At 59.9% G+C, this 21,009-nt stretch carries 22 protein-coding genes; 13 read left to right on the plus strand and 9 right to left on the minus strand.

The window, feature by feature from the left end; translation table 11 throughout:
• The first annotated feature begins 84 nt into the window (after positions 1-84).
• Positions 85-990, plus strand: coding sequence for a LysR substrate-binding domain-containing protein (locus ASB65_RS03830; RefSeq protein WP_003505935.1), 906 nt, complete (start codon positions 85-87; stop codon positions 988-990).
• A 61-nt stretch (positions 991-1,051) separates the two neighbouring features.
• Here the strand turns inward: ASB65_RS03830 and ASB65_RS03835 are convergent, their stop codons facing one another.
• Entirely contained in the window at positions 1,052-1,744 is a 693-nt protein-coding gene (locus tag ASB65_RS03835) for an SDR family NAD(P)-dependent oxidoreductase (protein ID WP_060723072.1), read from the minus strand.
• A gap of 10 nt (positions 1,745-1,754) precedes the next feature.
• A complete protein-coding gene (locus ASB65_RS03840; protein WP_003505938.1) occupies positions 1,755-2,957 on the minus strand; it encodes a pyridoxal phosphate-dependent aminotransferase in 1,203 nt (400 codons plus the stop codon).
• Positions 2,958-3,383: 426 nt separating this feature from the next.
• On the opposite strand from ASB65_RS03840, the gene ASB65_RS03845 reads away from it, so the two are divergent.
• Genes ASB65_RS03845 through ASB65_RS03860 form a run of 4 tightly spaced genes read left to right on the plus strand, consistent with a single transcriptional unit; the run spans position 3,384 to position 7,331 of the window.
• Positions 3,384-4,316, plus strand: coding sequence for an ABC transporter permease (locus ASB65_RS03845; protein ID WP_020810717.1), 933 nt, complete (start codon positions 3,384-3,386; stop codon positions 4,314-4,316).
• Positions 4,313-5,116, plus strand: a complete 804-nt coding sequence (locus ASB65_RS03850; protein ID WP_003505942.1) for an ABC transporter permease — start codon at positions 4,313-4,315, stop codon at positions 5,114-5,116. The genes ASB65_RS03845 and ASB65_RS03850 overlap by 4 nt, the downstream gene beginning before the upstream one ends.
• A 25-nt stretch (positions 5,117-5,141) precedes the next feature.
• Positions 5,142-6,218, plus strand: coding sequence for an ABC transporter substrate-binding protein (locus ASB65_RS03855; RefSeq protein ID WP_060723073.1), 1,077 nt, complete (start codon positions 5,142-5,144; stop codon positions 6,216-6,218).
• A 9-nt stretch (positions 6,219-6,227) separates the two neighbouring features.
• On the plus strand, positions 6,228-7,331 hold the full coding sequence (locus ASB65_RS03860) for an ABC transporter ATP-binding protein (RefSeq protein WP_020810713.1): 1,104 nt from the start codon (positions 6,228-6,230) through the stop codon (positions 7,329-7,331).
• Between the two features lie 135 nt (positions 7,332-7,466).
• On the opposite strand, the gene ASB65_RS03865 is transcribed toward ASB65_RS03860, so the two are convergent.
• The 6 genes from ASB65_RS03865 to ASB65_RS03890 are packed head-to-tail and all read right to left on the minus strand — an operon-like array spanning position 7,467 to position 12,259.
• Positions 7,467-8,234 carry a 5-oxoprolinase subunit PxpA gene (locus ASB65_RS03865; protein ID WP_020810712.1) on the minus strand — a complete coding sequence of 256 codons (768 nt, stop codon included), beginning with the start codon at positions 8,232-8,234 and terminating at the stop codon, positions 7,467-7,469.
• 24 nt (positions 8,235-8,258) lie between these two features.
• The gene (locus ASB65_RS03870) at positions 8,259-9,257 is read right to left on the minus strand and encodes a biotin-dependent carboxyltransferase family protein (RefSeq protein ID WP_060723074.1); all 999 of its coding nucleotides are present in this window, start codon (positions 9,255-9,257) and stop codon (positions 8,259-8,261) included.
• The gene (gene pxpB, locus ASB65_RS03875; RefSeq protein WP_003505954.1) at positions 9,254-9,967 is read right to left on the minus strand and encodes a 5-oxoprolinase subunit PxpB; all 714 of its coding nucleotides are present in this window, start codon (positions 9,965-9,967) and stop codon (positions 9,254-9,256) included. Before pxpB ends, ASB65_RS03870 begins: the two co-directional genes overlap by 4 nt.
• On the minus strand, positions 9,964-10,404 hold the full coding sequence (locus ASB65_RS03880) for an acetyl-CoA carboxylase biotin carboxyl carrier protein (protein ID WP_060723075.1): 441 nt from the start codon (positions 10,402-10,404) through the stop codon (positions 9,964-9,966). The genes pxpB and ASB65_RS03880 overlap by 4 nt, the downstream gene beginning before the upstream one ends.
• Complete coding sequence (gene accC / locus ASB65_RS03885) at positions 10,401-11,795, minus strand: acetyl-CoA carboxylase biotin carboxylase subunit (RefSeq protein ID WP_060723076.1); 1,395 nt, start codon at positions 11,793-11,795, stop codon at positions 10,401-10,403. Before accC ends, ASB65_RS03880 begins: the two co-directional genes overlap by 4 nt.
• Entirely contained in the window at positions 11,792-12,259 is a 468-nt protein-coding gene (locus ASB65_RS03890) for an acetyl-CoA carboxylase biotin carboxyl carrier protein (protein WP_060723077.1), read from the minus strand. The genes accC and ASB65_RS03890 overlap by 4 nt, the downstream gene beginning before the upstream one ends.
• 194 nt (positions 12,260-12,453) lie before the next feature.
• Here ASB65_RS03890 and ASB65_RS03895 point away from each other — a divergent pair, with 194 nt between their 5' ends.
• Positions 12,454-13,380 (plus strand): DMT family transporter, encoded by a 927-nt coding sequence (locus ASB65_RS03895; protein ID WP_060723078.1) that lies wholly within the window; start codon positions 12,454-12,456, stop codon positions 13,378-13,380.
• Here ASB65_RS03895 and ASB65_RS03900 read toward each other — a convergent pair.
• Positions 13,361-14,278: a DMT family transporter gene (locus ASB65_RS03900; RefSeq protein ID WP_060723079.1), complete on the minus strand. Its 918-nt coding sequence runs from the start codon at positions 14,276-14,278 to the stop codon at positions 13,361-13,363. The genes ASB65_RS03895 and ASB65_RS03900 overlap by 20 nt on opposite strands.
• A gap of 209 nt (positions 14,279-14,487) precedes the next feature.
• Between ASB65_RS03900 and ASB65_RS03905 the strand changes: the two genes are divergently transcribed.
• The 7 genes from ASB65_RS03905 (at position 14,488) to ASB65_RS03935 (ending at position 21,000) form a co-directional block, all read left to right on the plus strand.
• On the plus strand, positions 14,488-15,375 hold the full coding sequence (locus ASB65_RS03905) for a LysR family transcriptional regulator (RefSeq protein ID WP_060723080.1): 888 nt from the start codon (positions 14,488-14,490) through the stop codon (positions 15,373-15,375).
• A gap of 94 nt (positions 15,376-15,469) precedes the next feature.
• Positions 15,470-16,423 (plus strand): tripartite tricarboxylate transporter substrate binding protein, encoded by a 954-nt coding sequence (locus ASB65_RS03910; RefSeq protein WP_003505969.1) that lies wholly within the window; start codon positions 15,470-15,472, stop codon positions 16,421-16,423.
• An 86-nt stretch (positions 16,424-16,509) separates the two neighbouring features.
• On the plus strand, positions 16,510-17,178 hold the full coding sequence (locus tag ASB65_RS03915; protein ID WP_003505971.1) for a 4-carboxy-4-hydroxy-2-oxoadipate aldolase/oxaloacetate decarboxylase: 669 nt from the start codon (positions 16,510-16,512) through the stop codon (positions 17,176-17,178).
• 73 nt (positions 17,179-17,251) lie between these two features.
• On the plus strand, positions 17,252-17,710 hold the full coding sequence (locus ASB65_RS03920) for a tripartite tricarboxylate transporter TctB family protein (protein WP_060723081.1): 459 nt from the start codon (positions 17,252-17,254) through the stop codon (positions 17,708-17,710).
• Positions 17,707-19,218, plus strand: coding sequence for a tripartite tricarboxylate transporter permease (locus tag ASB65_RS03925; protein WP_060723082.1), 1,512 nt, complete (start codon positions 17,707-17,709; stop codon positions 19,216-19,218). The genes ASB65_RS03920 and ASB65_RS03925 overlap by 4 nt, the downstream gene beginning before the upstream one ends.
• A 43-nt stretch (positions 19,219-19,261) precedes the next feature.
• The gene (gene denD, locus ASB65_RS03930; protein WP_060723083.1) at positions 19,262-20,248 is read left to right on the plus strand and encodes a D-erythronate dehydrogenase; all 987 of its coding nucleotides are present in this window, start codon (positions 19,262-19,264) and stop codon (positions 20,246-20,248) included.
• A complete protein-coding gene (locus tag ASB65_RS03935) occupies positions 20,245-21,000 on the plus strand; it encodes an SDR family oxidoreductase (protein WP_020810699.1) in 756 nt (251 codons plus the stop codon). Before denD ends, ASB65_RS03935 begins: the two co-directional genes overlap by 4 nt.
• Positions 21,001-21,009: the final 9 nt, after the last annotated feature.

The following is a 21,009-nucleotide window of genomic DNA, read 5'->3' on the forward strand; positions in this document are numbered from 1 at the left end:
GGCCGGCGGGGAAATGGAAGATGGACTTTGTCTGCAAATTGAGCATCTTATTCCTGCAAGCAGTAATGGGATGATCAACAGCAGATGGATATCAGGCGCCTGAAATCGTTTATCACGATTGTCGACATGGGTAGCATAACCAGGGCGGCCGATGTGCTGCATATCGCCCAGCCGGCGCTTAGCCAGCAACTGGCAAGCATCGAGGAGCATTTCCGCCAGAAACTGCTGACCCGAAGCCAGCAGGGCGTGGTCATGACCGATGCCGGCAAGGTCGTCTACAGGCATGCGCAGGTCATTTTGCGGCAGATGGAGCAGGCGCAGGCGGAGGCTCTGGAAGCGGGCGCGGTGCTTTCCGGCAAGGTATCGGTGGGACTTGCGCCCTTCAGCAGCGCCGCGACGCTCTCGCTGCGTCTGATGGAAGAAACCAAGCGGCTTCATCCCGGCATTCTGCTGCACATCACGGAAAGCGTCAGCCAGCCCTATAGCCAGATGATCATGAATGGCCGTTTGGAAATGGGCCTCATTCACGGAACCGGGCCGATCCGGGGCGTCAAGTTCACGCCGCTATTGCGTGAGGAATTCGTGCTGGTCGTGCATCGCAGCTTCGGCGTGGAACCGGGCGATGCGCCGATCACGGTTGCTGATCTGGCGTTTCTCCCTTTCCTTCTACCGCCGACCTATAATTTCGTACGCCGCGCCATCAATCTCGCTTTCACCCGCAGCCGCAAGGATCTGATCGTCATGGCGGAGCTGGAATCGGTAAGGACCATCGCGCGTGGCGTGGATGCCGGGCTTGGCGCGACCATAACGCCCAAGGCCATCGCTGACCGTATCGTGGCGGAATCCAATGAAGAAATCGTCGTCAGGCAGATCGCCAGCCCGATGATCGAGGAAACGCTGTCCTTCTGCGTATCGGACAATACGCCGCTCTCCGAGCCTGCGCTGGCCGTCAAGGAGATATTGCTGCAACTGGCGGAGACCCTGAAATAAAAGGATCAGGCCGGTTTTAAAACTACGCGCGGCACAGTCATTCTGCACCGCGCAGAAAAGATTAAAGCATTGATTCCTTGCGACAATTCACCAGTAGTTCGGCCACCGAAAGGTTGTTCGGCAGGCGAAGCAGGGTTTCCACCATTTCGGCGAGATCGTCCGGCTGGGTCATATCCTCGCGGCTGACTTCCGTTTCGCCTGCTGTCATGTCGGTTGCGATATAACCGGGGCAGAGGGCGGTGGCGCGCACGCCGCTGTCCCACAACTCCTGGCGGATTCCGTGGGTGAGGGCGACGACGGCGAATTTCGTCATTGCATAACCGACATTGGAGCCAACGCGGCGTCCCGCCAGCGAGGCGACATTTATGACCCTGCCCTTTCCGGACTTGACGAGATGGGGAATGGCGGCGCGTGTTACCCTCAGGGGTCCCTTGACGTTGATGCGCCACATCTGGTCGAGGCTTTCTTCGCCCGCATCCATGACCCGGACCTTCGGGTTGATGCCGGCGCAATTTACCAGACCGTCGATCCGGCCATATCTTGTTGCGACGGCTTCAACCCAGGCCTCGGCCGAGCCCGCCTCTTCCGCATCGTATCGATCAGCCGAAAGCCGGTCCTTTACCGCAACAGCGGCCGGATTTCGCGCTCCCGCCGCGACGGTGAAACCGGCTTCGTGAAGCCTCTTGGCGATCGCAAGGCCAAGGCCTCGCGATGCGCCGGAAACCATGATGACACGGCCACTTCCTCCCAACATGCTGCTCTCCCTATTTCATTCCATTGCAGAATTCGGCGATGCGGGCGCAGCCTTCGGCCAGGTTCTCCATGCTGGTGGCATAAGAAAGCCGGAAGAAGGGGCTCAAGCCATAGGCCGCACCCTGCACAGTCGCAACGTGATGTTCGGCGAGAAGCGCCATGACGAAATCGGTGTCGTTCTCGATCTTCTTGCCGCCCTTTGTCGTCTTGCCGATCAGCGCCCCAATGTTCGGGAAGATATAGAAGGCGCCTTCCGGCTTGTGGCAGCGGATGCCGTCAATTTCGGCGAGCTTGTCGAGCACGAAATCGCGGCGCGTCTTGTAGATATCGGCGCGTTCCTTCAGCAGATCCTGCGGGCCGTCGAGAACCGCGACGGCGGCAGCCTGCACGATGGTTGCGACACCACCGCTGTTCTGGGTGTTGACGTTGCTGATGGCCTTGATGAGGTCCTTCGGGCCGCCGCAGAAGCCGAGACGCCAGCCGGTCATGGCATAGGCTTTCGATGCGCCGTTGACGGTCAGAACCCGATCATAGAGCCGCGGTTCGACTTCGGCGATGGTGCAGAATTCGAAGTCGTCATAGATCAGATGCTCATACATATCGTCAGTCATGATCCAGACATGCGGATGCCGCAGCATGACTTCGGCGATCTCTTTCATTTCCGCTCGCGAGCAGGCGGCGCCGGTGGGGTTGTTTGGGAAGTTGAAAAGCAGCCATTTGGTTTTCGGGGTGATGGCGGCTTCGAGATCTTCGGCCCGCAGGCGGAAACCGTTATTTTCGGGGCAAACCACCGGTACCGGCACGGCGCCCGAGAACTTGACGATATCGGCATAGCTGATCCAGGACGGCGCGGGGATGACGACTTCGTCGCCTGGGTCGCAGGTGGCCATGATGGCGTTGAAGATGATCTGCTTGCCGCCGCCCGCCACCAGAATCTGGCTTGGATCGTAGTCGAGATTGTTATCCCGCTTGAACTTCCGCTGGATGGCGGCACGCAGGGCAGGCGTTCCGTCGGCGGGCGGATATTTCGTATCGCCGGCAAGGGCGGCCGCGTGCGCCGCTTCAACCGCGTGGGCAGGGGTCGGGAAATCCGGCTCGCCGGACGACAGGCTGATGACCTTGATGCCCTGAGCCGCGAGGTCGCGGGCTTTCTGGGTCATGGCAAGCGAGGCTGAAACGGTGACGTTGTTGAGGCGTTGGGCGATAGCGGGCATGGATCATTTCCGATTGTAACGGTGAAGGCAGGCATCTTCGTGGTGCCAGTGCATGACAAAGAGGTTACGGGAAATTTCCGCCGTTTCCCCAATACGACTTCGATGTGAGGTCATACGGGATTTTGATGCATCGCTCTGAGAGGGCGCAGGTCCATACTCGTATGCGATGACCTAAGAGCAATAAACTATTATGCAGCGCGTCGGCTTAGCCCCTAAGCTCCTGACAACAACAAGGGAACGACGCATCGGACAATATTACCCAAAGAGGTAACCGGCGCGAAAATGCAGAAACATGCGACAGGGGCCGGCAAAAGACCGGATACCTCGACAGGGAGCACACCCAGCAAATTCTAGTCATAGGGCCTGGACGATTTCGTTCGGCTCAACGCGATGCCTCGTGCCGTATTCAACGCGACGGGAGTATAGATGTCGGATATTGCGATCATGGAACCACATGCCCCGCCACGCCGTGGAGTTTCCGGCTGGAAAGCCATCGAGCGCCGGCTGTTTTCGCCCGGCATACTCATCCTGCCGCTTCTGATCTTTCTCACGATCTTTTTCTTCTGGCCGGCAATTCGGTTGATGACCTTCAGCGTCATGACGCAGAACTCGCAGGGGTTGATCGGTGCCCCCTTCACGCTTGCCCACTATGTGAGGTTTTTCGAGGTCGATCTTTACCAGAAAGTGCTCTGGGCGACGATCCGCATCAGCCTGATCACTTCGGCTCTCGCGGCTATACTCGCCTATCCGGTCGCGACCGTTCTCGTGCGCGGCAATATCGTCACGACCCGCATCATCACGCTGATCGTCATCGCACCGCTGGCCGTCAGCGTCGTGGTTCGCGCTTACGGCTGGCAGCTCATTCTGGGCAATGGTCCGACCGGTCTCTTGAACTACATCCTGATGAATCTGGGCATCATAGATAGCCCGTTGACGCTGCTTTTTTCGGACGCCGCCGTCATCATCGGCTCTCTGCACATCTTCTTCCCGATGATGGTGCTGCCGCTGTCGTCCGCGCTTGGCAAGATTGATCCGAATCTGCAGCAGGCCGCCCGCACGCTCGGTGCGCCCGCGTGGAAAGTTTTCCTGCGGATCACTTTCCCGCTCAGCCTTCCCGGCCTCGTGGCGGGTTTCACGCTGGTGTTCTCGCTCGCCTCCGCATCCTATGTCATTCCCGCTTTGATCGGCGGTCCCGGCTCGCAAATGCTCGGCAACATGGTCGAACAGCAGGTTCTCGCGGTCTATGACTGGCCGTTCGGCGCCACCATCGCCACCATCCTCGTCTTCATCGTCATTCTGATCAACGCCGTCTCGATGAGGTTGCTCGGCGGGCGTCGTATCAAGGCAAGTGCATCATGAACAACAAGCTGACCGGCACACCCGCCATCGTCCTTTATGCGATCACCGCTGCCATGATGGTCTTCATTCTGGCTCCGATCGTCCTTGTCGTCGCCATCTCGTTTTCCGACAGCTATTTCGTCACCTTCCCGCCGCAGGGTTTCACCTTCCGCTGGTATGCGGCGGTAATGCAGAACGAGGAATTCACCGCCGGCCTCACCTTCAGTGCGGCGCTTGCGGTGGCGACCACCATTCTGTCGCTGGCACTTGGCGTTCCCGCAGCCTTCGCGCTCTCCCGGGGTAAATTCATCGGCCGCTCGCTGATGAAGGGGCTACTGCTTTCGCCGCTGATCTTTCCCGTGCTGGTGACCGGCCTTGCGCTGCTGCAGCTCTTTTCCGGCTACGGCTGGATGGATACCAAGCTGAAGCTTCTCATCGCCCATACCGTGGTGACGTCGCCCTATGTGATCCGCACGGTGCTGACCAGCCTCCAGCTCGTCAATGTCAGCCTCGAGGAAGCGGCGCGCACGCTTGGCGCCACCCGCTGGAAAACCTTCACGCGGGTGATCTTTCCGCAGATCGCGCCCGGTGTCGCCTCCGGCTCGATCTTCTGCTTCATGGTTTCTTTTGACAATTATCCCGTTTCGATGTGGCTGGCCGATTCCGCGAACCTGCCCGTGCCCATCGTTCTCTATCGCCAGATCGGTACGGTCTTTGATCCTTCGGTCGCGACCATGTCCACCATCATCATCGTTCTGGCGGTTACCGTCGTGCTCGTCCTCGACAGGCTGGTTGGTCTGCGCCGGGCAATGGCAATGTAAATCAACAACAAGAGGGGTACCGGAAATGACAGACAAGACCATCATCATGAAACGGCGCAGTTTCCTCACAGTCACCGCAGGCGCGCTCGCCACACCCTATTTTTATACCGCGGCTTCCGCGCAGGACCGCACCATGTATGTCGGCGTCTATAATTCGGCACAGGGCGGGCTGATCAAGAAGGAAGTGATCCCGGCCTTCGAAAAGGAATATAAGTGCCGGGTCCTGACGACTGAAGGCGCAACGCTTGCCAATATCGCCACGCTGCGCGCCACCCGCGAAAATCCGCAATATAGCGTGATGTCGATGGACGATGTCGGCGTTCCCCAGGCCAAGGAGGAGGGCCTGATCGAGCAATTGCCGATCGACGAAATCCCCAACCTCAAGAACGTCTATTCCCGTTATCTTTTCGAAGACAATTTCGGCGTCGGTTTTGCAATTTCGATTGCCGGCCTGTTCTACAATCCGACAACGGGCAAGCCGTTCGAAAGTTACGAACAGATGTTCGACAAGAAATATGCCCGCCGGATGCTTCTGAATACGCCGAAGAATACCCAGAGCGTTCTGATGCTGATGGTGGCGGCCGCACTTGCGACCGGCAAACCGCTGAAAGAAGCGCAATATGCCACCGATGCAGGCTGGGCGAAACTTGCCGACCTGAAGCCGAACGTCCTTTCCATCTATGATGCGGAAGCGCAGACCATGATGGTTGCGCAGGGCCAGGCGGATTTCGGCGGCATCGAATATTCCAAGGCCGTTTATCCACACACCAAAAAGAGCGTGCCGCTGGACATGACCTTCCCGAAGGAAGGCGCTTTCACCGGCATCAACTCCATCGCGCTGGTCAAGGGCGGGCCGCACCGCGATCTCGCTCTCGCCTATATCAACCGCATCCTCGACCCCGGCGTGCAGAAGATGCTGTCTGAAGCCACGCTCAGCGCCCCCTCCGTCAAGGGCATCGAGTTCGGCGCGGATACGGCGAAATTCCTTGCCTATCCGGAAGCGAAGATGGAATCGCTGAACCTCTTCACGCCGGACTGGAAATACATCATTCCGCGCCGCGCGCAGTGGCTCGAAAAATACAACCAGACCTTTAACGGCTGAGGAACGCAGATGAAATCCGTAGAAGTCCGCCTGGAAAGACTGACCAAGCATTACAGCGGTCAGGTCGTTGCCGTCGATGATGTTTCGCTTACCGTCAAGGCAGGGGAAATCCTGGCGCTTCTCGGTCCGAGCGGATGCGGGAAAACGACCTGCCTTCGCATGATTGCGGGGCTCGTCGATCCCACCTCGGGTGAAATCGTGGTCGGCGGCAAGCCGACCACGCGCACCCCGGTTCATCGCCGCAATGTCGGTATGCTGTTTCAGAACTACGCCCTGTTTCCCCATATGACCGTTGCCGAAAACGTCGCCTTCGGTCTCGAGATGCGGGGCGTTTCCAAGGCCGATCGGGAAGGGCGTGTGAAGCAGGCGCTCGATCTCGTTCAGCTGCACGCCTTCGGCGACCGGCTGCCGGCGCAGCTTTCCGGCGGCCAGCAGCAGCGTGTCGCACTGGCGCGCGCTCTGGTGATCGAGCCTTCGATGCTGCTGCTGGACGAGCCGCTTGGCGCACTCGACAAGGGCCTTCGGGAAAGCATGCAGGTTGAAATCCGCAGCCTGCAGCAGCGGCTTGGCCTCACCACCATCATGGTGACGCATGATCAGGACGAGGCCCTGACCATGGCGGACCAGATCGCCGTGATGCGGGACGGCAATCTCGAGCAGATCGCGCCGGCAGGTGAAATCTACCAGAAGCCGCTGACGCGCTTCGTCGCTGGTTTCATCGGCGCCTCGAACTTCTTCGAGGCGAGTGTGGTGGAACGCAACGGCCGCGCCGCACGGCTTGTGACCGGTGCCGGGGTGCGGCTGGATGTGGATGACATGGGTACGGTCCAGGGCGACAAGGTTGTTGTCACGGTTCGCCCGGAGGCGATCTCGGTTTCGCCGCTTGCGGCCGACGCGGGTGAAAACGCCAGCAATTCCACGACGGCAAAAGTGGAGCAGGTCGTCTATCGCGGTTTTATGCTGCACTACTACCTGCGGCTGGATAGTGGCGAGCCGATGATCGCCTACAGGCAGACCCAGACGGAAGGGTTCACCAATGCCGTCAGCGTGGCCGGCGACCGGGTGAAACTGAGCTGGACAAACGACAGCAATCACGTGATCCAGCTGAATTGATACTTCCTCTGCCGGATCGGTTCACCGGTTCGGCCGACGAAAAATACCTGAAAATGTAATGGCACCGTGCTCCAGAAATGATGCACGGTGCCGTAATTGTTTGATTGTCAATGATAAGAGGAAAGCGGGCCGCCCTCAGACGACTACTTCGCGGGCCGGAACGACGCTGCCCCCGCAGGCTTCCACTTCGCTGCGCACCGTGCGAGCAAGCTCCAGCGAACCGGGTGTATCGCTGTGAACGAGGATCGATCTGGCGCGAACGGGGATGATCTCGCCCTCGATTGTCGTGACGGTGCCTTTTTCCAGAAACTGGCGCACGCGCGCGCGCACTTTCGTCTCTTCCTTGATGACGGAATTGGGCAGCTTGCGCGGCACGAGCTGCCCCTTCACATCATAGGCCCGGTCGGCGAGGAAAAGATTGAGCACCTTCAGCCCGCAATCCAGCGCGGCCTTTTCGATCAGCATGTCCGGCATCGAAAAGACGATGAGATTGGGATCGACCGCTTTGATCTTTTTCATGATCCGTTCGGCAAGGGCCGCGTCGCGGTTGATCATGTTGCCCATGGCAGCATGGAAGCTGATGTGAGAAAGCGCGACATCCTGCGCCCTCGCAATCGCCGATAGCGCGCCGAGCTGGTAGAGAACCTGCTGTTCCATTTCTTCCGCGTCGACGGGAATTTCGCGGCGGCCAAAGCCGAGACGGTCGGCAAGGCCCGGATGAGCGCCGACGCCGACGCCGTTCTGTTTGGCCAGACGCACCATGCGCGCCATCATTTCCGGATCGCCCGCATGGAATCCGCAGGCGATATTTGCCGAAGAGACGACTTCCATAAGTTTCTCGTCGTCGCAGACCTTATAGACGCCGAAACCTTCGCCCATATCGGAATTAACATCGATCTTCATGGTCCCTCTCCTTGTTTTTCAGGATTATCGTTTTGCGAGCGTGCCGAGTGCGGCGGTGACCAGCGGCAGGGTCTTGCGGATATCCGCGAAATAGGCGTCGATCGCCTGTTCGACTTCCAGCGCCTCACGCACCGTCGCCTGCACGAAGCGGATGCGGCTGCCGATGCGCGCCTGTCCGAGCCGCCACAGATCGCTGTCGATGATGCCGGCCATCTTGGGATAACCGCCGGCCGTATTGGCGTCGCTCATCTGGATGATCGGCTCGCCGCTTGGCGGCACCTGAACCACACCGGGAATGACGCCGTAAGAACGCAGCTCCACCGGGGCCGAAAGTGTCATCGGCGTTCCGGCAAGCCGGTAACCGGTGCGGTCGCTCTGTGAGGTGATTTTCCAGGCCTCCGACCAGAAACGTTCGGCGCCTTCGCCGAAAAGATCGTGTTCGGCGGCCGGAATGGCTCTCAGCAGCAATTCGCCATTGTCGGACACCGGAAACATGTCCGGCATCGCATCGGCAAGCGGCATGACGCCAAGACCGTTTGAGGGCAGCGGCGAGGCCTCGGATGGCAGAACGGCAAGCCTGTCGCCGGTCGCGAGATGGCGTCCTTCGTGGCCGCCGAAGGAACCGCGAAGCGAGGTGCTGCGCGATCCCATCACCACCGGAACATCGATGCCGCCCTGAAGGCAGAGATAGGCGCGAGCATTCTTCTGCGGTGTCGAAAGCTCGAGTATTTGACCTTTTTCAGCCCGAGTGCACCAGTAGGGTGGCAGGTCCGCACCATCAAGCCGTGCCGCGCAATCTGCGCCGGTCACGGCGAAGGTCAGGGCCTCTTCGAACTCGATGCGGAAAGGGAAGGTCTGGATTTCAATCCCGGCGGCGTCTTCGCCGTTGCCGACGAGGATATTGCCGACCCTGAGCGCGATGGGATCCATCGCGCCCGTGGCGGTGATGCCGATATTGCGGTAACCCGCGCGGCCAAGATCCTGGACGGTGTTCAGCGGTCCGCAGGCAAGAATATGGATCATAGTTCGATCCTTTCAGGAAGGAAACGAACCCGGTCGCCGGGCGCAAGCACCGCCGGCTGCTCGGCCGTGGCGTCGAACATGGTGATTTCGGTGAAACCCAGCGAATTCCAGCCATTAGGCCCGGTCAGGACCGAGATGCCAGACTGCATACCGCCGATCGTCACCATGCCTTTCAGCATGCGCAGCGACGGAACTTTTTTGCGTGGCATGAAAATGCGTGGATCGAGACCGCCGAGATAACCAAAGCCCGGCGCGCTGCCGACGGCGAAAACCGTATAGGTCTGCTCGAAGTGCAGGCGCACGACTTCCTTGTCCGATAGGCCTGAATAATCGCAGATCGCGGCAAGATCGATGGCGTGCTCGCCGCCATAGGTCGTCGGCACCTCGATGGTCTTGCCGAGAAGATCGAGTTCCGCGGTTCTTTGCCAGATATCGAGAAGTTCATCCTGCAAACACCCGGCATCATCGGGCGTGCCGCGCAGCACGATCAGGAGGTTGGTCATGCCGGGTATCAGTTCCAGCACATCGGGGCGGTCCTTCAGCGCGCGTGTCAGCGCCCAGATGCGCCGCTGTGCAGGCAGGTCCAGCTCGCCGGGCGCTTCGATCAGAAAGGTCTTGTTGCCGATCATCGAGATTTTCGGCAGGCCCAGATGAGCGGGGGAAAGGTGGGGCGTTTTCAGCGGGAGGTTGCTCATTGACGTCACCATCATGCTTCGGTCCTGAGAAGGGTGGAGCCATATCCGACAAGCGCACGGGCTTCTGCCACCACTTCGGTGACGGTGCCGGCTTTGTCGGCGATCACCGGAACGATCACGGGTCCGACTGTCACGAATGCAACGATTTCGCCCTTCACTACCGATTTTCCTGTCTGGATCGGGCGGTCGGGGCGCTGCGGATGCGCTGGGGTGAAGATGCCGGCAATCGGTGCGCGGGCAAGGATGTCTCCGGTCTTTGCCGGCGCCTTGGCCGTCTCGGCGGGGCGCGGTGCGGCAGGAGCCTGACCCCCTGCCATGGCGACGATCTTCAGTGACCCATCCGGCGTCTCTATTTCGATGGCGGATACGTTGTTGCGCTCAAGGTAAGCGGCAAGATCGGCAATGATGCCAGGCTCGCTGTAGCGGGATATCGAAACAGACTGTCGCTTCATTTTGAACTCCGCGCTGCAAGCCAGTGTTCGAGGTAATGGATGTCAGTGCCGCCTTCGGAGAAGGCCGGGTCTTCCAATATTCCCCGATGCAGCGGCAGGTTGGTGGAGACGCCTTCGATGCGCATTTCGCCAAGCGCGCGCCGCATGCGCATGATCGCCTGTTCGCGCGTCGGCGCATGAACAATGAGCTTGGCGATCAGGGAATCGTAATGCGCCGAAACGCGATACCCCGCCGTCACATGGGTATCGACCCGCACGCCGGGGCCGCCCGGCAGGTGAAGATGGGTGATGAGGCCTGGGCAGGGAACGAAGTTGTACGCGTCCTCGGCATTGATGCGGCACTCGATCGAATGTCCCTCGCAGACAATGTCTTTCTGCGAAATTTCAAGCGGATGACCGAGAGCGACGAGAAGCTGCTGGCGCACCAGATCCACGCCCGAGGTCATTTCCGTGACCGGATGTTCGACCTGCAGACGGGTGTTCATCTCGATGAAGTAGAATTCACCGTTTTCGTAGAGAAACTCGAAGGTGCCGACGCCGCGATAACCGATCTGGCGGCACGCTTCCACGCAGCGATTGCCGACAAAGGCCGCAACATCAGGCGGGATGCCGATGGCCGGACCTTCCTCGACGACTTTCTGGTGCCGGCGCTGCATCGAGCAATCGCGCAGGCCAACCCAGACGCCGCCGCCCTGACCATCGCAGAGAACCTGAATTTCGACATGGCGAGGATGTTCGAGGAATTTTTCGATATAGAGTTCCGGCGTTCCGAAGGCGCGGCTTGCCTCTTCGCGCGTAACGAGAACGGCGTCGTGAAGGGTGGAGGCATCATGAACGACGCGCATGCCACGTCCACCGCCGCCGCCGGCTGCCTTGACGATGACGGGATAGCCGATCTCAGTGGCGATTTTCGAAACCTCCGCCATGTCATCCGGCAGGGCGGAATCGGGGCCGGGAACGCAGGGCACGCCGGCCTCCATCATCGCCCGTTTTGCCGCGATCTTGTCGCCCATGGTGCGGATGGCGTCGGCACGTGGGCCGATGAAAACCGCACCCGCTTCCTCAACCGCTTCCGAAAACGATGCCCTTTCGGAGAGAAAACCATAACCGGGATGAACTGCACCGGCGCCCGTCAGCTTCATGGCAAGCAGGATAGCCGGCACGTTGAGATAGCTCTGGCCGGGAGAAGCCGGGCCGATGCAGATGGCGGTATCGGCCGCCTTCAGATAATCCGCATCCCTGTCCGCTTCCGAATAGACCATGATGGTCTTCAGGCCGAGTTCACGGCAGGCGCGCTGCACGCGGAGTGCGATTTCGCCGCGATTGGCGATGAGGACGCTGTCGAATGCCCTTTGCCCGGCTGCTTCCTTTGGAAGTGTTGCATCCATCATTCGAACTCCAGCACTGGCTGTCCAAGTTCGACGTCTTCGCCGTCATTGGCGATGAATCTGGCGATCCTGCCGCTTCGTTCGGCTCTCACGGTGTTGAACACTTTCATCGCTTCGATGATGAAGAGTTCCTGCCCTTCCCTAACCTCGTCTCCGGCTTCAGCGAAAGCTGCCGAGCCCGGGCTCGGAGCGCGATGGAAAAGACCGAATGAGGGTGCCGCGACGATGCCGGAGGGCGCCGGTGCCGCTGTGGCGGATTCAGGTGCCTGTTCTTCGGCGCGGGGTGCCTCGTCGGGTGCCGCTTCCGCCACCGGAACGATGCGGGGCTGCGATGATGTCGCGTGCTGTGAAACGGCATTGTTTTCGCGAATGATCCGGACCGTGGTTCCCGCCTGGCTCACGGTCAATTCGGACACTCGCGAAGAGCCGACAAACTCGATCAGTTTCTTGATCTTTTCCAGATCCATATTGGTTTCCAACGTCTTTTTTGTCCCCACGGCGGCGGGCAAGCGGAGCGGAATCCGCACCCTGTCCATCAGCAACAGCTACCATGGAGGCGGGATTGATGGGGTCAGACGAAGTTTCTATGGACACGGGTTTGAGGTTTGATATCCCGCCGCCGCGTGGTGAAACGGTTCGAAGACGTCCGAAGGAACGAACCATGGATTCCCGCAAAGGCATTCTCCTCAAAATCTCTGCAGCGCTCGCTCTTGTGCTGATGGGCGCCTGCATCAGCGGTCTCAGGGGTGAAATACCCATCGGGCAGGTCGTTTTTTTCAGGTCGGCGGTGGCCATGCTACCGCTCTGTCTGTGGATGGCCGTGCAGGGAGGATTTCGGAAACAGGTGGCGACCAGCCACATTGGCGGGCATCTGGTGAGGAGTTTTTCCGGAACCGGCGGCATGGTCTTCAGCTATCTGGCGCTGGCTTACATTCCGCTCGCTGATGCGACGGCCATCAGCTATGCCACGCCGCTTTTTACCGTCATTCTGGCGGTCTTTCTTCTGAAGGAGGTCGTGAGGATTTATCGCTGGACGGCGGTGGTCTTCGGGCTGTGCGGCATCGTGCTTATCCTGTCGCCGCATTTTTCCTTCGATGTTTCGGATGTCGCCTCCGGTTCGGGTGTCGCCATGCTCGGTGGTCTGTTCGGTCTGGCAGCGGCTTTTTTCTCTGCGATATCGATGATCCAGATCCGGCATCTGACGCAGACGGAAAATACCGGTGCGATCATTTTCTATTTCACACTGCTCACAACGGTCATCGGTTTTGCCAGTATCGGCATGGGCTGGACAATGCCGACCGCGTGGCAATGGACCCTGCTGATCGGTACCGGTCTCATTGGCGGGATCGCGCAGATACTGGTGACGCTGAGCCTGCGTTATGCCGAGGCTTCACTGCTGGCGCCGTTCGATTACACGACGATGATCTGGGCGCTGCTGATCGGATATACCTTCATGGATCAGGTTCCGGCCCTGACGACCATTCTCGGCGCCTCGATCGTGGTTGCCGCCGGCTTGTTCACGTTGTGGCGGGAAAGGCGGCTGCACAAAAAGCGCCTTACCGATGAGCTTACCTTATCGGCTCCCTGACGGCCTGTTTCGTCAGCCGGTTTTCGCGCCACATGGCGAACAGCCCGGCGGCGATGACCGTCAAAGCGCCTATGATAGTCGCACCTGTCGGCACTTCGGCCATGAACAGATAACCGAGGGCGATCGCCCAGATCATCGTCGTGTAATCGAACGGCGCCAGCAGGGAGGCCTGGGCATGGCGCAGGCTGAGCGTCATGGTGATCTGGCCGATGCCGCCGGCAAGCCCGCCGCCGGCGAGCAGCAGAAACTGGTTGAAATCCGGCATCTTCCATCCAAATCCAAGCGTGGCGAAGCCGGCGACGACACCCGTCAGCGTATAGATGAGCACGATGCGCGACGGCTTTTCGATGCTGTTCAGGTGGCGGACGGCGATGGAGGAAAAGGCCGCGCAAAGCGCACCGGTCAGCGCCAGCGCCGTTCCGATCATCGCAACGCTGTCGATCTGGGTAGGGCCTGACACGGCGTCAAACACCGGGTTGGGTGAGAGCGTGATGAAGACGCCGATGAAGCCCGTCAGCACGGCGGACCAGCGATATATCCGCACTTTTTCGCGCAAAAGCAGCGCGGCCAGCATGATGGTGAAAAGCGGTGTCGTGTAGCTCAGCACCGTGACATTCACCAGCGGCAGATAGGCGAGCGCCAGAAAGCCGAAGAACATGCCGCCCAATCCAGCCGAGCTGCCCGCAAGCAGGCGGCCTATATTCTTGGCGGCCGGCACGGTTATCCGCTCGGATGAGGCGATGAACCAGAGACAGAGGGGAATGAGGGCAAAAAATCCCCGGCAGAAGACGACTTCGCCGACCGGGATCGCTCCGCCCAAACCCTTCACGCAGGCGGACATGACTGTGAATGCCAGCATGGCCACCAGCTTGAGCAAAATACCTGTCTTAGGATCCATCCCGCTCCCCATCGCAGCAAAGACCGTGTCATGGGGAAGAGGCGGAGAATAGCCATGGTTGCTGGCCATAAGAATCTTGTCTTACCCCATCATGCGCAGCTTGCCCCTTTGAAAAGCGGTGGAACCACTCGATGGTGCTTTTGCCCTAGGCTCCGGCGGCGATTTGGTGTCATGATCGCATCTCGAACCGGTGGGAGGTTTAAGCCGACATGTTGGATTTGCGCAGGCTGCGATATCTGGTCGCGATTGCTGATTGCGGCTCCATGTCGGCGGCGGCGCGGCAATTGGGGATCGCCCAGCCGGCGCTCAGTCACCACATCACGGAACTGGAGCGGTTGGTGGGTTTCCCCGTGCTGCACAGGCTGGCGCGCGGCGTGAAGGCGACGGAGAAGGGTGAAATACTCCTTATTCATGCCCGGGAGATTACCGAGAAGGTCCGGCAGGCGGAGGCGGAAATCCGGGCCATGGCCTATCTGGATGAGCGGGTGATCCGGCTGAGCCTTATTCCTTCCTGGGCCACGGCCTTTGCACCGAACATCATCAGTGAGGTTGCCGCTTCTATGCCAAAGGTTTCGCTGCGGCTGATAGAGGCGCGCAATGACGAATCTCTGCGCCTCATTCGTCTCGGCAAGGTGGATATGGCTGTCGCGCTGGTCGGCGCGGAGGACAAGGCCGATGATCTTATCATCAAGGAGAGCCTTTTTGCGGTGTCTTCCCGACCCATCGGTCGGTCGATGCCGCTCGAGGCTGTGGCGGGGCTCAACCTTATCCTGCCGCCGAAGGACAACCCGCTGCGCGTATCGATCGACGAGGCCGCCGCCCGCGCCGGCATCACGCTGAACGTGACCACGGAGATCGACGGGCAGGATACAATCAAACGCGCCGTCAGCGCCGGTATTGGCGCGACGATTCTGTCATGGAATTCGGTGCAGCAGGAACAGGAGGCCGGTCAGCTTCAGGCCGCTCATATTACCGATCCCGTCATTTATCGCTCCATCCATTTGCTGAGGAACAGGGAGGTGGACGAGCGGACGTTCAGGCTGTTCCGAGACCTGTTGCGGGCCGTCGCAAGACGCGAGTCGGCATTCAACCCATAAACGATTTGTATGGGTAAGTTGAAAACTCGGTATTTGTATTGTTGATGGCTTCTTCCTAGCCTCCCCGGTGAAAGTATATCGGGGAGGAAAAGATATGCGTTTGAAGACATCTCTGTTCGGCATGCTGGCGGCTGCGGGAGTTCTGGCTGCCGGAGGGGCGGCGGCGGAATATCCGGAGCGGCCGGTGACGCTCGTCATCGGTTATCCGGCCGGCGGCGGCACCGATATACAGTCGCGGGCGCTGGTGCCCTATCTCGAAAAATATCTCGGCACATCGGTCGTGGTGGAAAACCGCGAAGGTGCTGGCGGGCTGATCGGCGCGACCTATATCGCCAATGCGAAACCTGACGGATACACGATCGGGGCGTTGAATTTCCCCTCCATGTATTCGCCGATCGTGCAGGGCAATGCCAGCTATAAGCAGGACGCCTTCACGCCGCTCGCCAACCAGATCGGCGGCGATCTGGCGTTGACGGTCAACAAGGTATCGCCGATCAAGACAGCCAAGGAATTCGTTGAAGCGGCCAAGGCGAACCCGGTCGTCGTTGGCGTGACGGGTATCGGTCATCCAAGCCAGATCACCGCCCTGCTGTTCGAGGAAGCGGCGGGCGTGAAGCTCAATTTCGTCCCCTTTAATGGGGGCGGACCGGCACGGCTCGCCATGCTCGGTAACCACGTCACACTCGGTTTCATGAACTTGAACGAGGTTTTTGCAGACAATCGTTCGGGTGCACTTCGTGTTCTGGCGACATCAGGCACTGAGCGTTCGCCGCTCTCGCCAGATGTGCCGACCTTCAAGGAAGCCGGTTACGACGTTCAGTTCAGCCTTCTTGCAGGTTTTGGTGCACCGAAAGGCCTGCCGGCGGATGTCGAGGCCAAGCTGGTCGATGCATTCCAGAAGGCGCTGAAGGACCCGGATTATCTTGCCGAGGCCAAAAAGCGCGAACTGACCATGCTGCCGCTGACCCAGGCGGAATTTGCCGAGGCACTCAAGAAGGGCAACGCCAATCTGGCCGAGCTCTGGAAAAGCAAGCCCTGGACGAAATAAGCGGCGCTTCTCTCACCACTAACCGAAATGACGCTTGGGCCTGTGCGTGGCCCGGGCATGACCCACTGTTGAAAGGAATCCGGCCAATGGCCCATGTCATCCGCAATTTCCAGCGCCCCTCAAGGGCTGATATTGAGGCGATCAGCAAATTCAGCCCCGCAACCATTCACGAGGCGCAGGGCAAGCTTGGCGCTCTCGATTATCGCATCAAGCCGATCAAGCCCGGCCTGAAAATCTGCGGCCCGGCAATCACGGCAAAATGCCATATCGGCGATAATCTGATGATTTTCGAAGCCATTAATCTCGCAAAGCCCGGCGACGTGCTGGTCATCGATGGCGGTGACAATCCAAATCAGGGCGGCTTTGGCGATGTGCTGGCCGCCGCCTGTATCGGCAAGGGCATTGTCGGCTTCGTGGTCAGCGCCGCGGTGCGTGACGGCAAGGGGCTGCGCGAAATCGGTTTTCCGGTTTTCTCGCTCGGGCTTTGCATGAAGGGCACGTCCAAGGACACGCTCGGCACCATCAACCATCCGGTCGTGGTGGGCGGTGAACTGATCAGCCCCGGCGATATCGTCTGCGGCGACGATGACGGCGTTGTCGTCGTGCGTGAGAAGGATATCGCGAAACTCGTCAAGGCCTGCCAGGAGCGCGACGACCACGAGAACCACATGATGGAACTGCACCGTCAGGGCAAGATGGATATCGAGGATCGTTACGACATGATGCGCTCGAAGGGGTGCGTCTGGGCGGATTGAGCCGGATATTCGATATTTGGATACGCCGTGTCGGGAGGCACGGCGTATTCCTCAATGAGGAGGGGAGAAAAACATGGCCGAACACAAAAATAGCTCGAAACTGACGGCGAATATTCTGTCCGGGGTCTTCTTTCTGGTGGCCGCCGCCGGGCTTTATTACGGCGCGCGGCCGCTGAGCATGGGCACCAATTTCCAGCCCGGGCCGGGCTACATGCCAACGGTCATCGCGGCATTGATGTTCGCGCTCGGTATCGCACTGCTCTTGCAGGATCTGTTGGGAAAGACACCGTCCGAAGCCTGGGTGACCCCGAAGATGCGTCCGTTTCTGGCAGTGGCCGGCATTGCCGGTTTTGCGCTGCTGATCGAGCCATTGGGCTTCATCGCCGCCGCTTTTGTGCTGATCCTGCTCGCCTGCATCGCCTATGGCAGAATCCGGCCGGTTGAGGTGCTGCTGCTTTCCGCGGTGCTCATCCTCGCCTGCATCCTCATTTTCGTCGTCGGCCTCGGACAGAGGATACCCCTGCTGCCATGACCGATCTTCTTGCCAATATCGCCCTCGGTTTCGGTGTTGCTGTCACGCCGGTCAACCTTTTCTATTGCCTGCTGGGTGTCACACTCGGCACGATGATCGGCATCCTGCCGGGCATCGGCCCTTCCGCGACCGTCGCGCTGCTTTTGCCCATCACCTATACGATGCCGGACACGGCGGCGTTGATCATGCTTGCGGGCATTTTCTATGGTGCACAATATGGCGGTTCGACTACGGCGATCCTCGTCAATCTGCCGGGCGAATCCTCATCCGTCGTCACCTGCATCGATGGTTATGCCATGGCCCGGCAGGGCAGGGCGGGGGTGGCGCTGGCCACTGCGGCGCTCGGGTCGTTTTTTGCCGGCACGGTGGCGACCATTCTGATCGTCGTGGTCGCAAAGCCACTCTCCGCCATTGCGCTTGCCTTCGGGCCGGCTGACTATTTCAGTCTGGTGATCTTCGGGCTTCTGTTTGCCGTGTTCCTGTCCAGCGGATCGCCGGTCAAGGCGATCGGCATGGTCGCCTTCGGCATTGCACTGAGCCTCGTCGGCATCGATCCGACATCGGGTGAGCAGCGTTTCACCTTCGGCATGGCGGAACTGTTCGACGGCATCGATTTCGTCGTGCTGGCCATCGGGCTGCTAGGTGTCAGCGAAATCCTTTTTAACCTGCAGCAGGGTGTGGAGCGTGATGCAGGAACGACAAAGACCGGATCGCTGATGCCGACCCGACAGGATTTCAAACAGGCATTTCCGGCCGTCCTGCGCGGCACGGCGCTCGGCTCCTTCCTCGGCGTATTGCCCGGCGGCGGTGCGATCATGAGTTCTTTCGCCAGCTACGCGCTGGAGCGCAAGATCGCCAAGGATCCATCCCGGTTCGGCAAGGGTGCGATCGAAGGGCTGGCGGGGCCGGAAAGCGCCAATAATGCCGGCGCGCAGACCTCTTTCATTCCGCTCCTGACGCTTGGCATTCCCGCCAACGGCCTGATGGCGCTGATGGTCGGGGCGATGATGATCCAGGGCATCACCCCGGGACCGGAGGTCATGCAGTCGCGGCCCGATCTCTTCTGGGGGCTGATCGCCAGCATGTGGGTGGGCAATCTGCTGCTCCTGGTCCTGAACCTGCCGCTGATCGGCATCTGGGTTCGGCTTCTCGGCATTCCATACCGCTTCTTGTGCCCCGCCATTCTGATGTTCTGCGCCATCGGGGCCTATGGGCTTTCCTACAGCGTTGTGGACGTTCTGTTCTGCGCGGTCTTCGGCATCGTCGGCTTCTTTCTGCGCAAGATCGGCTGCGAGCCGGCGCCTCTGGTTTTGGGCTTCGTTCTCGGTCCGCTTCTGGAACAGAACATGCGCCTCGGGCTGCTGATTTCGCAGGGCAGTTTCTCAACATTCGTCACCCATCCGATCAGCGCCACGCTGCTCGCTTTGTCCGGCATGGTCGTCATCATGATGGCGATGCCGGCGATCATGCGCCGCCGCGAGGTCGTGTTTCAGGGTGATGACGATTGACAATCAATCGAGCCGGTCTCACCGGCCAAGCAAAGGTGAAATAATGCATATTCTGATAATCGGCGCGGCCGGAATGATCGGCCGCAAATTGACACAACGTCTCGCTTCCGACGGAACGCTTGATGGTGCGAAGATTACCGAAATGACGCTGACGGATGTTTTCGAACCGGCCGCGCCGAAAGGCTTCGGCGGTGCACTGACCATCGAGCGCAGTGATCTGTCGAATGCCGGCGTGGCCGAAAAGCTGATCGCAAAACGGCCGGATGTGATCTTCAACCTCGCCGCCGTGGTTTCGGGCGAGGCGGAAGCGGATTTCGAGAAAGGTTATCGCATCAATCTCGATGGCGGGCGCTCGCTGTTCGAAGCCATTCGTCTGGAGCACGAAAAGGACGGATATCGGCCGCGCATGGTCTTCTGCTCATCGCTTGCCGTGTTCGGTTCGCCATTCCCCAAGGTGATCGGCGACGAGTTCCTGACGGCGCCATTGACCAGCTATGGCACGCAGAAGGCGATCGTGGAGCTGTTGCTTTCGGACTATAGTCGCCGCGGTTTCTTTGATGGCGTCAGCATCCGTCTCCCCACCATCTGCATCCGCCCCGGCAAACCGAATGCGGCCGCCTCCGGCTTCTTCTCCAATATCCTGCGCGAACCGCTGGTGGGTCAGGAAGCGGTGCTGCCAGTTGCCGATACCGTGCGTCACTGGTTCGCCAGCCCGCGCTCGGCGGTCGCCTTCCTGCTGCGCGCCGCGACGGTGGATCTCTCCGGGCTTGGCGTTCGCCGCAATCTCATCATGCCGGGGCTGTCGGCCACGGTTGCGGATGAAATCGAGGCGCTGCGCGCCTTTGCCGGGCAAAAGGCTGTAGCGCTTATCAAACGCGTTCCCGACGAGCGGATCATCCGGATCGTCGACGGCTGGGCCGAGGATTACGATCCGCAACTAGCGCTGTCGCTCGGCTTCAGGGCGGAAACCTCCTTTGCCGAAATCATTCAAGCGCATGTGGAAGATGAGCTGGAGGGGAAAGCAGCATGAGTGATGGAAAGATCGCGCTCGTCACGGGTGGAGGAACAGGGGTCGGCAAGGCGATTGCCAAAGCGCTTCTGGAAGATGGTTACAAGGTCGCGATAACGGGCCGGCGGCGGGAGGTTCTCGACACTGCCGCCGCCGAATGGAGCGAACATAAAGACTGTGTTCTGGCCGTCGCGGCTGATATTTCCGCTCCGGCCGATGTCGAGCGGCTGTTTGCGGAAATCATCGGGCGTTTCGGTCGCCTCGATCTTCTGGTCAATAATGCCGGCATGTCCGCACCGGCGGTGCATATCGAAGATGTGCCGTTCGAAACCTGGAATGCCGTGGTCGGGGCTAACCTCACAGGGGCTTTTCTCTGCACCCAGGCGGCGTTTCGCCAGATGAAGACGCAGTCGCCGCAGGGTGGCCGCATCATCAACAATGGCTCGATTTCCGCCACCACGCCGCGGCCGCGGTCTGCGCCATATACCGCGACCAAACATGCGATCACCGGACTTACAAAATCGGCCGCGCTGGATGGCCGGCGGTTCAACATCGCCTGCGGACAGATCGATATCGGCAATGCCAGCACCGAAATGACGCGCGCCATGGCAACCGGCGTGCTGCAGGCGGATGGCAGCACCGCCATCGAACCGACCATCGATGCCGGCATCGTTGCCAAGGCCGTGGTGCATATGGCCTCGCTGCCGCTCGAGGCGAACGTGCTGACCATGACGGTGATGGCGAGCGGCATGCCTTTCGTCGGTCGCGGGTAAGGAGCGCGC

Source organism: Agrobacterium tumefaciens str. B6, assembly GCF_001541315.1.
GTDB lineage: Bacteria > Pseudomonadota > Alphaproteobacteria > Rhizobiales > Rhizobiaceae > Agrobacterium > Agrobacterium radiobacter.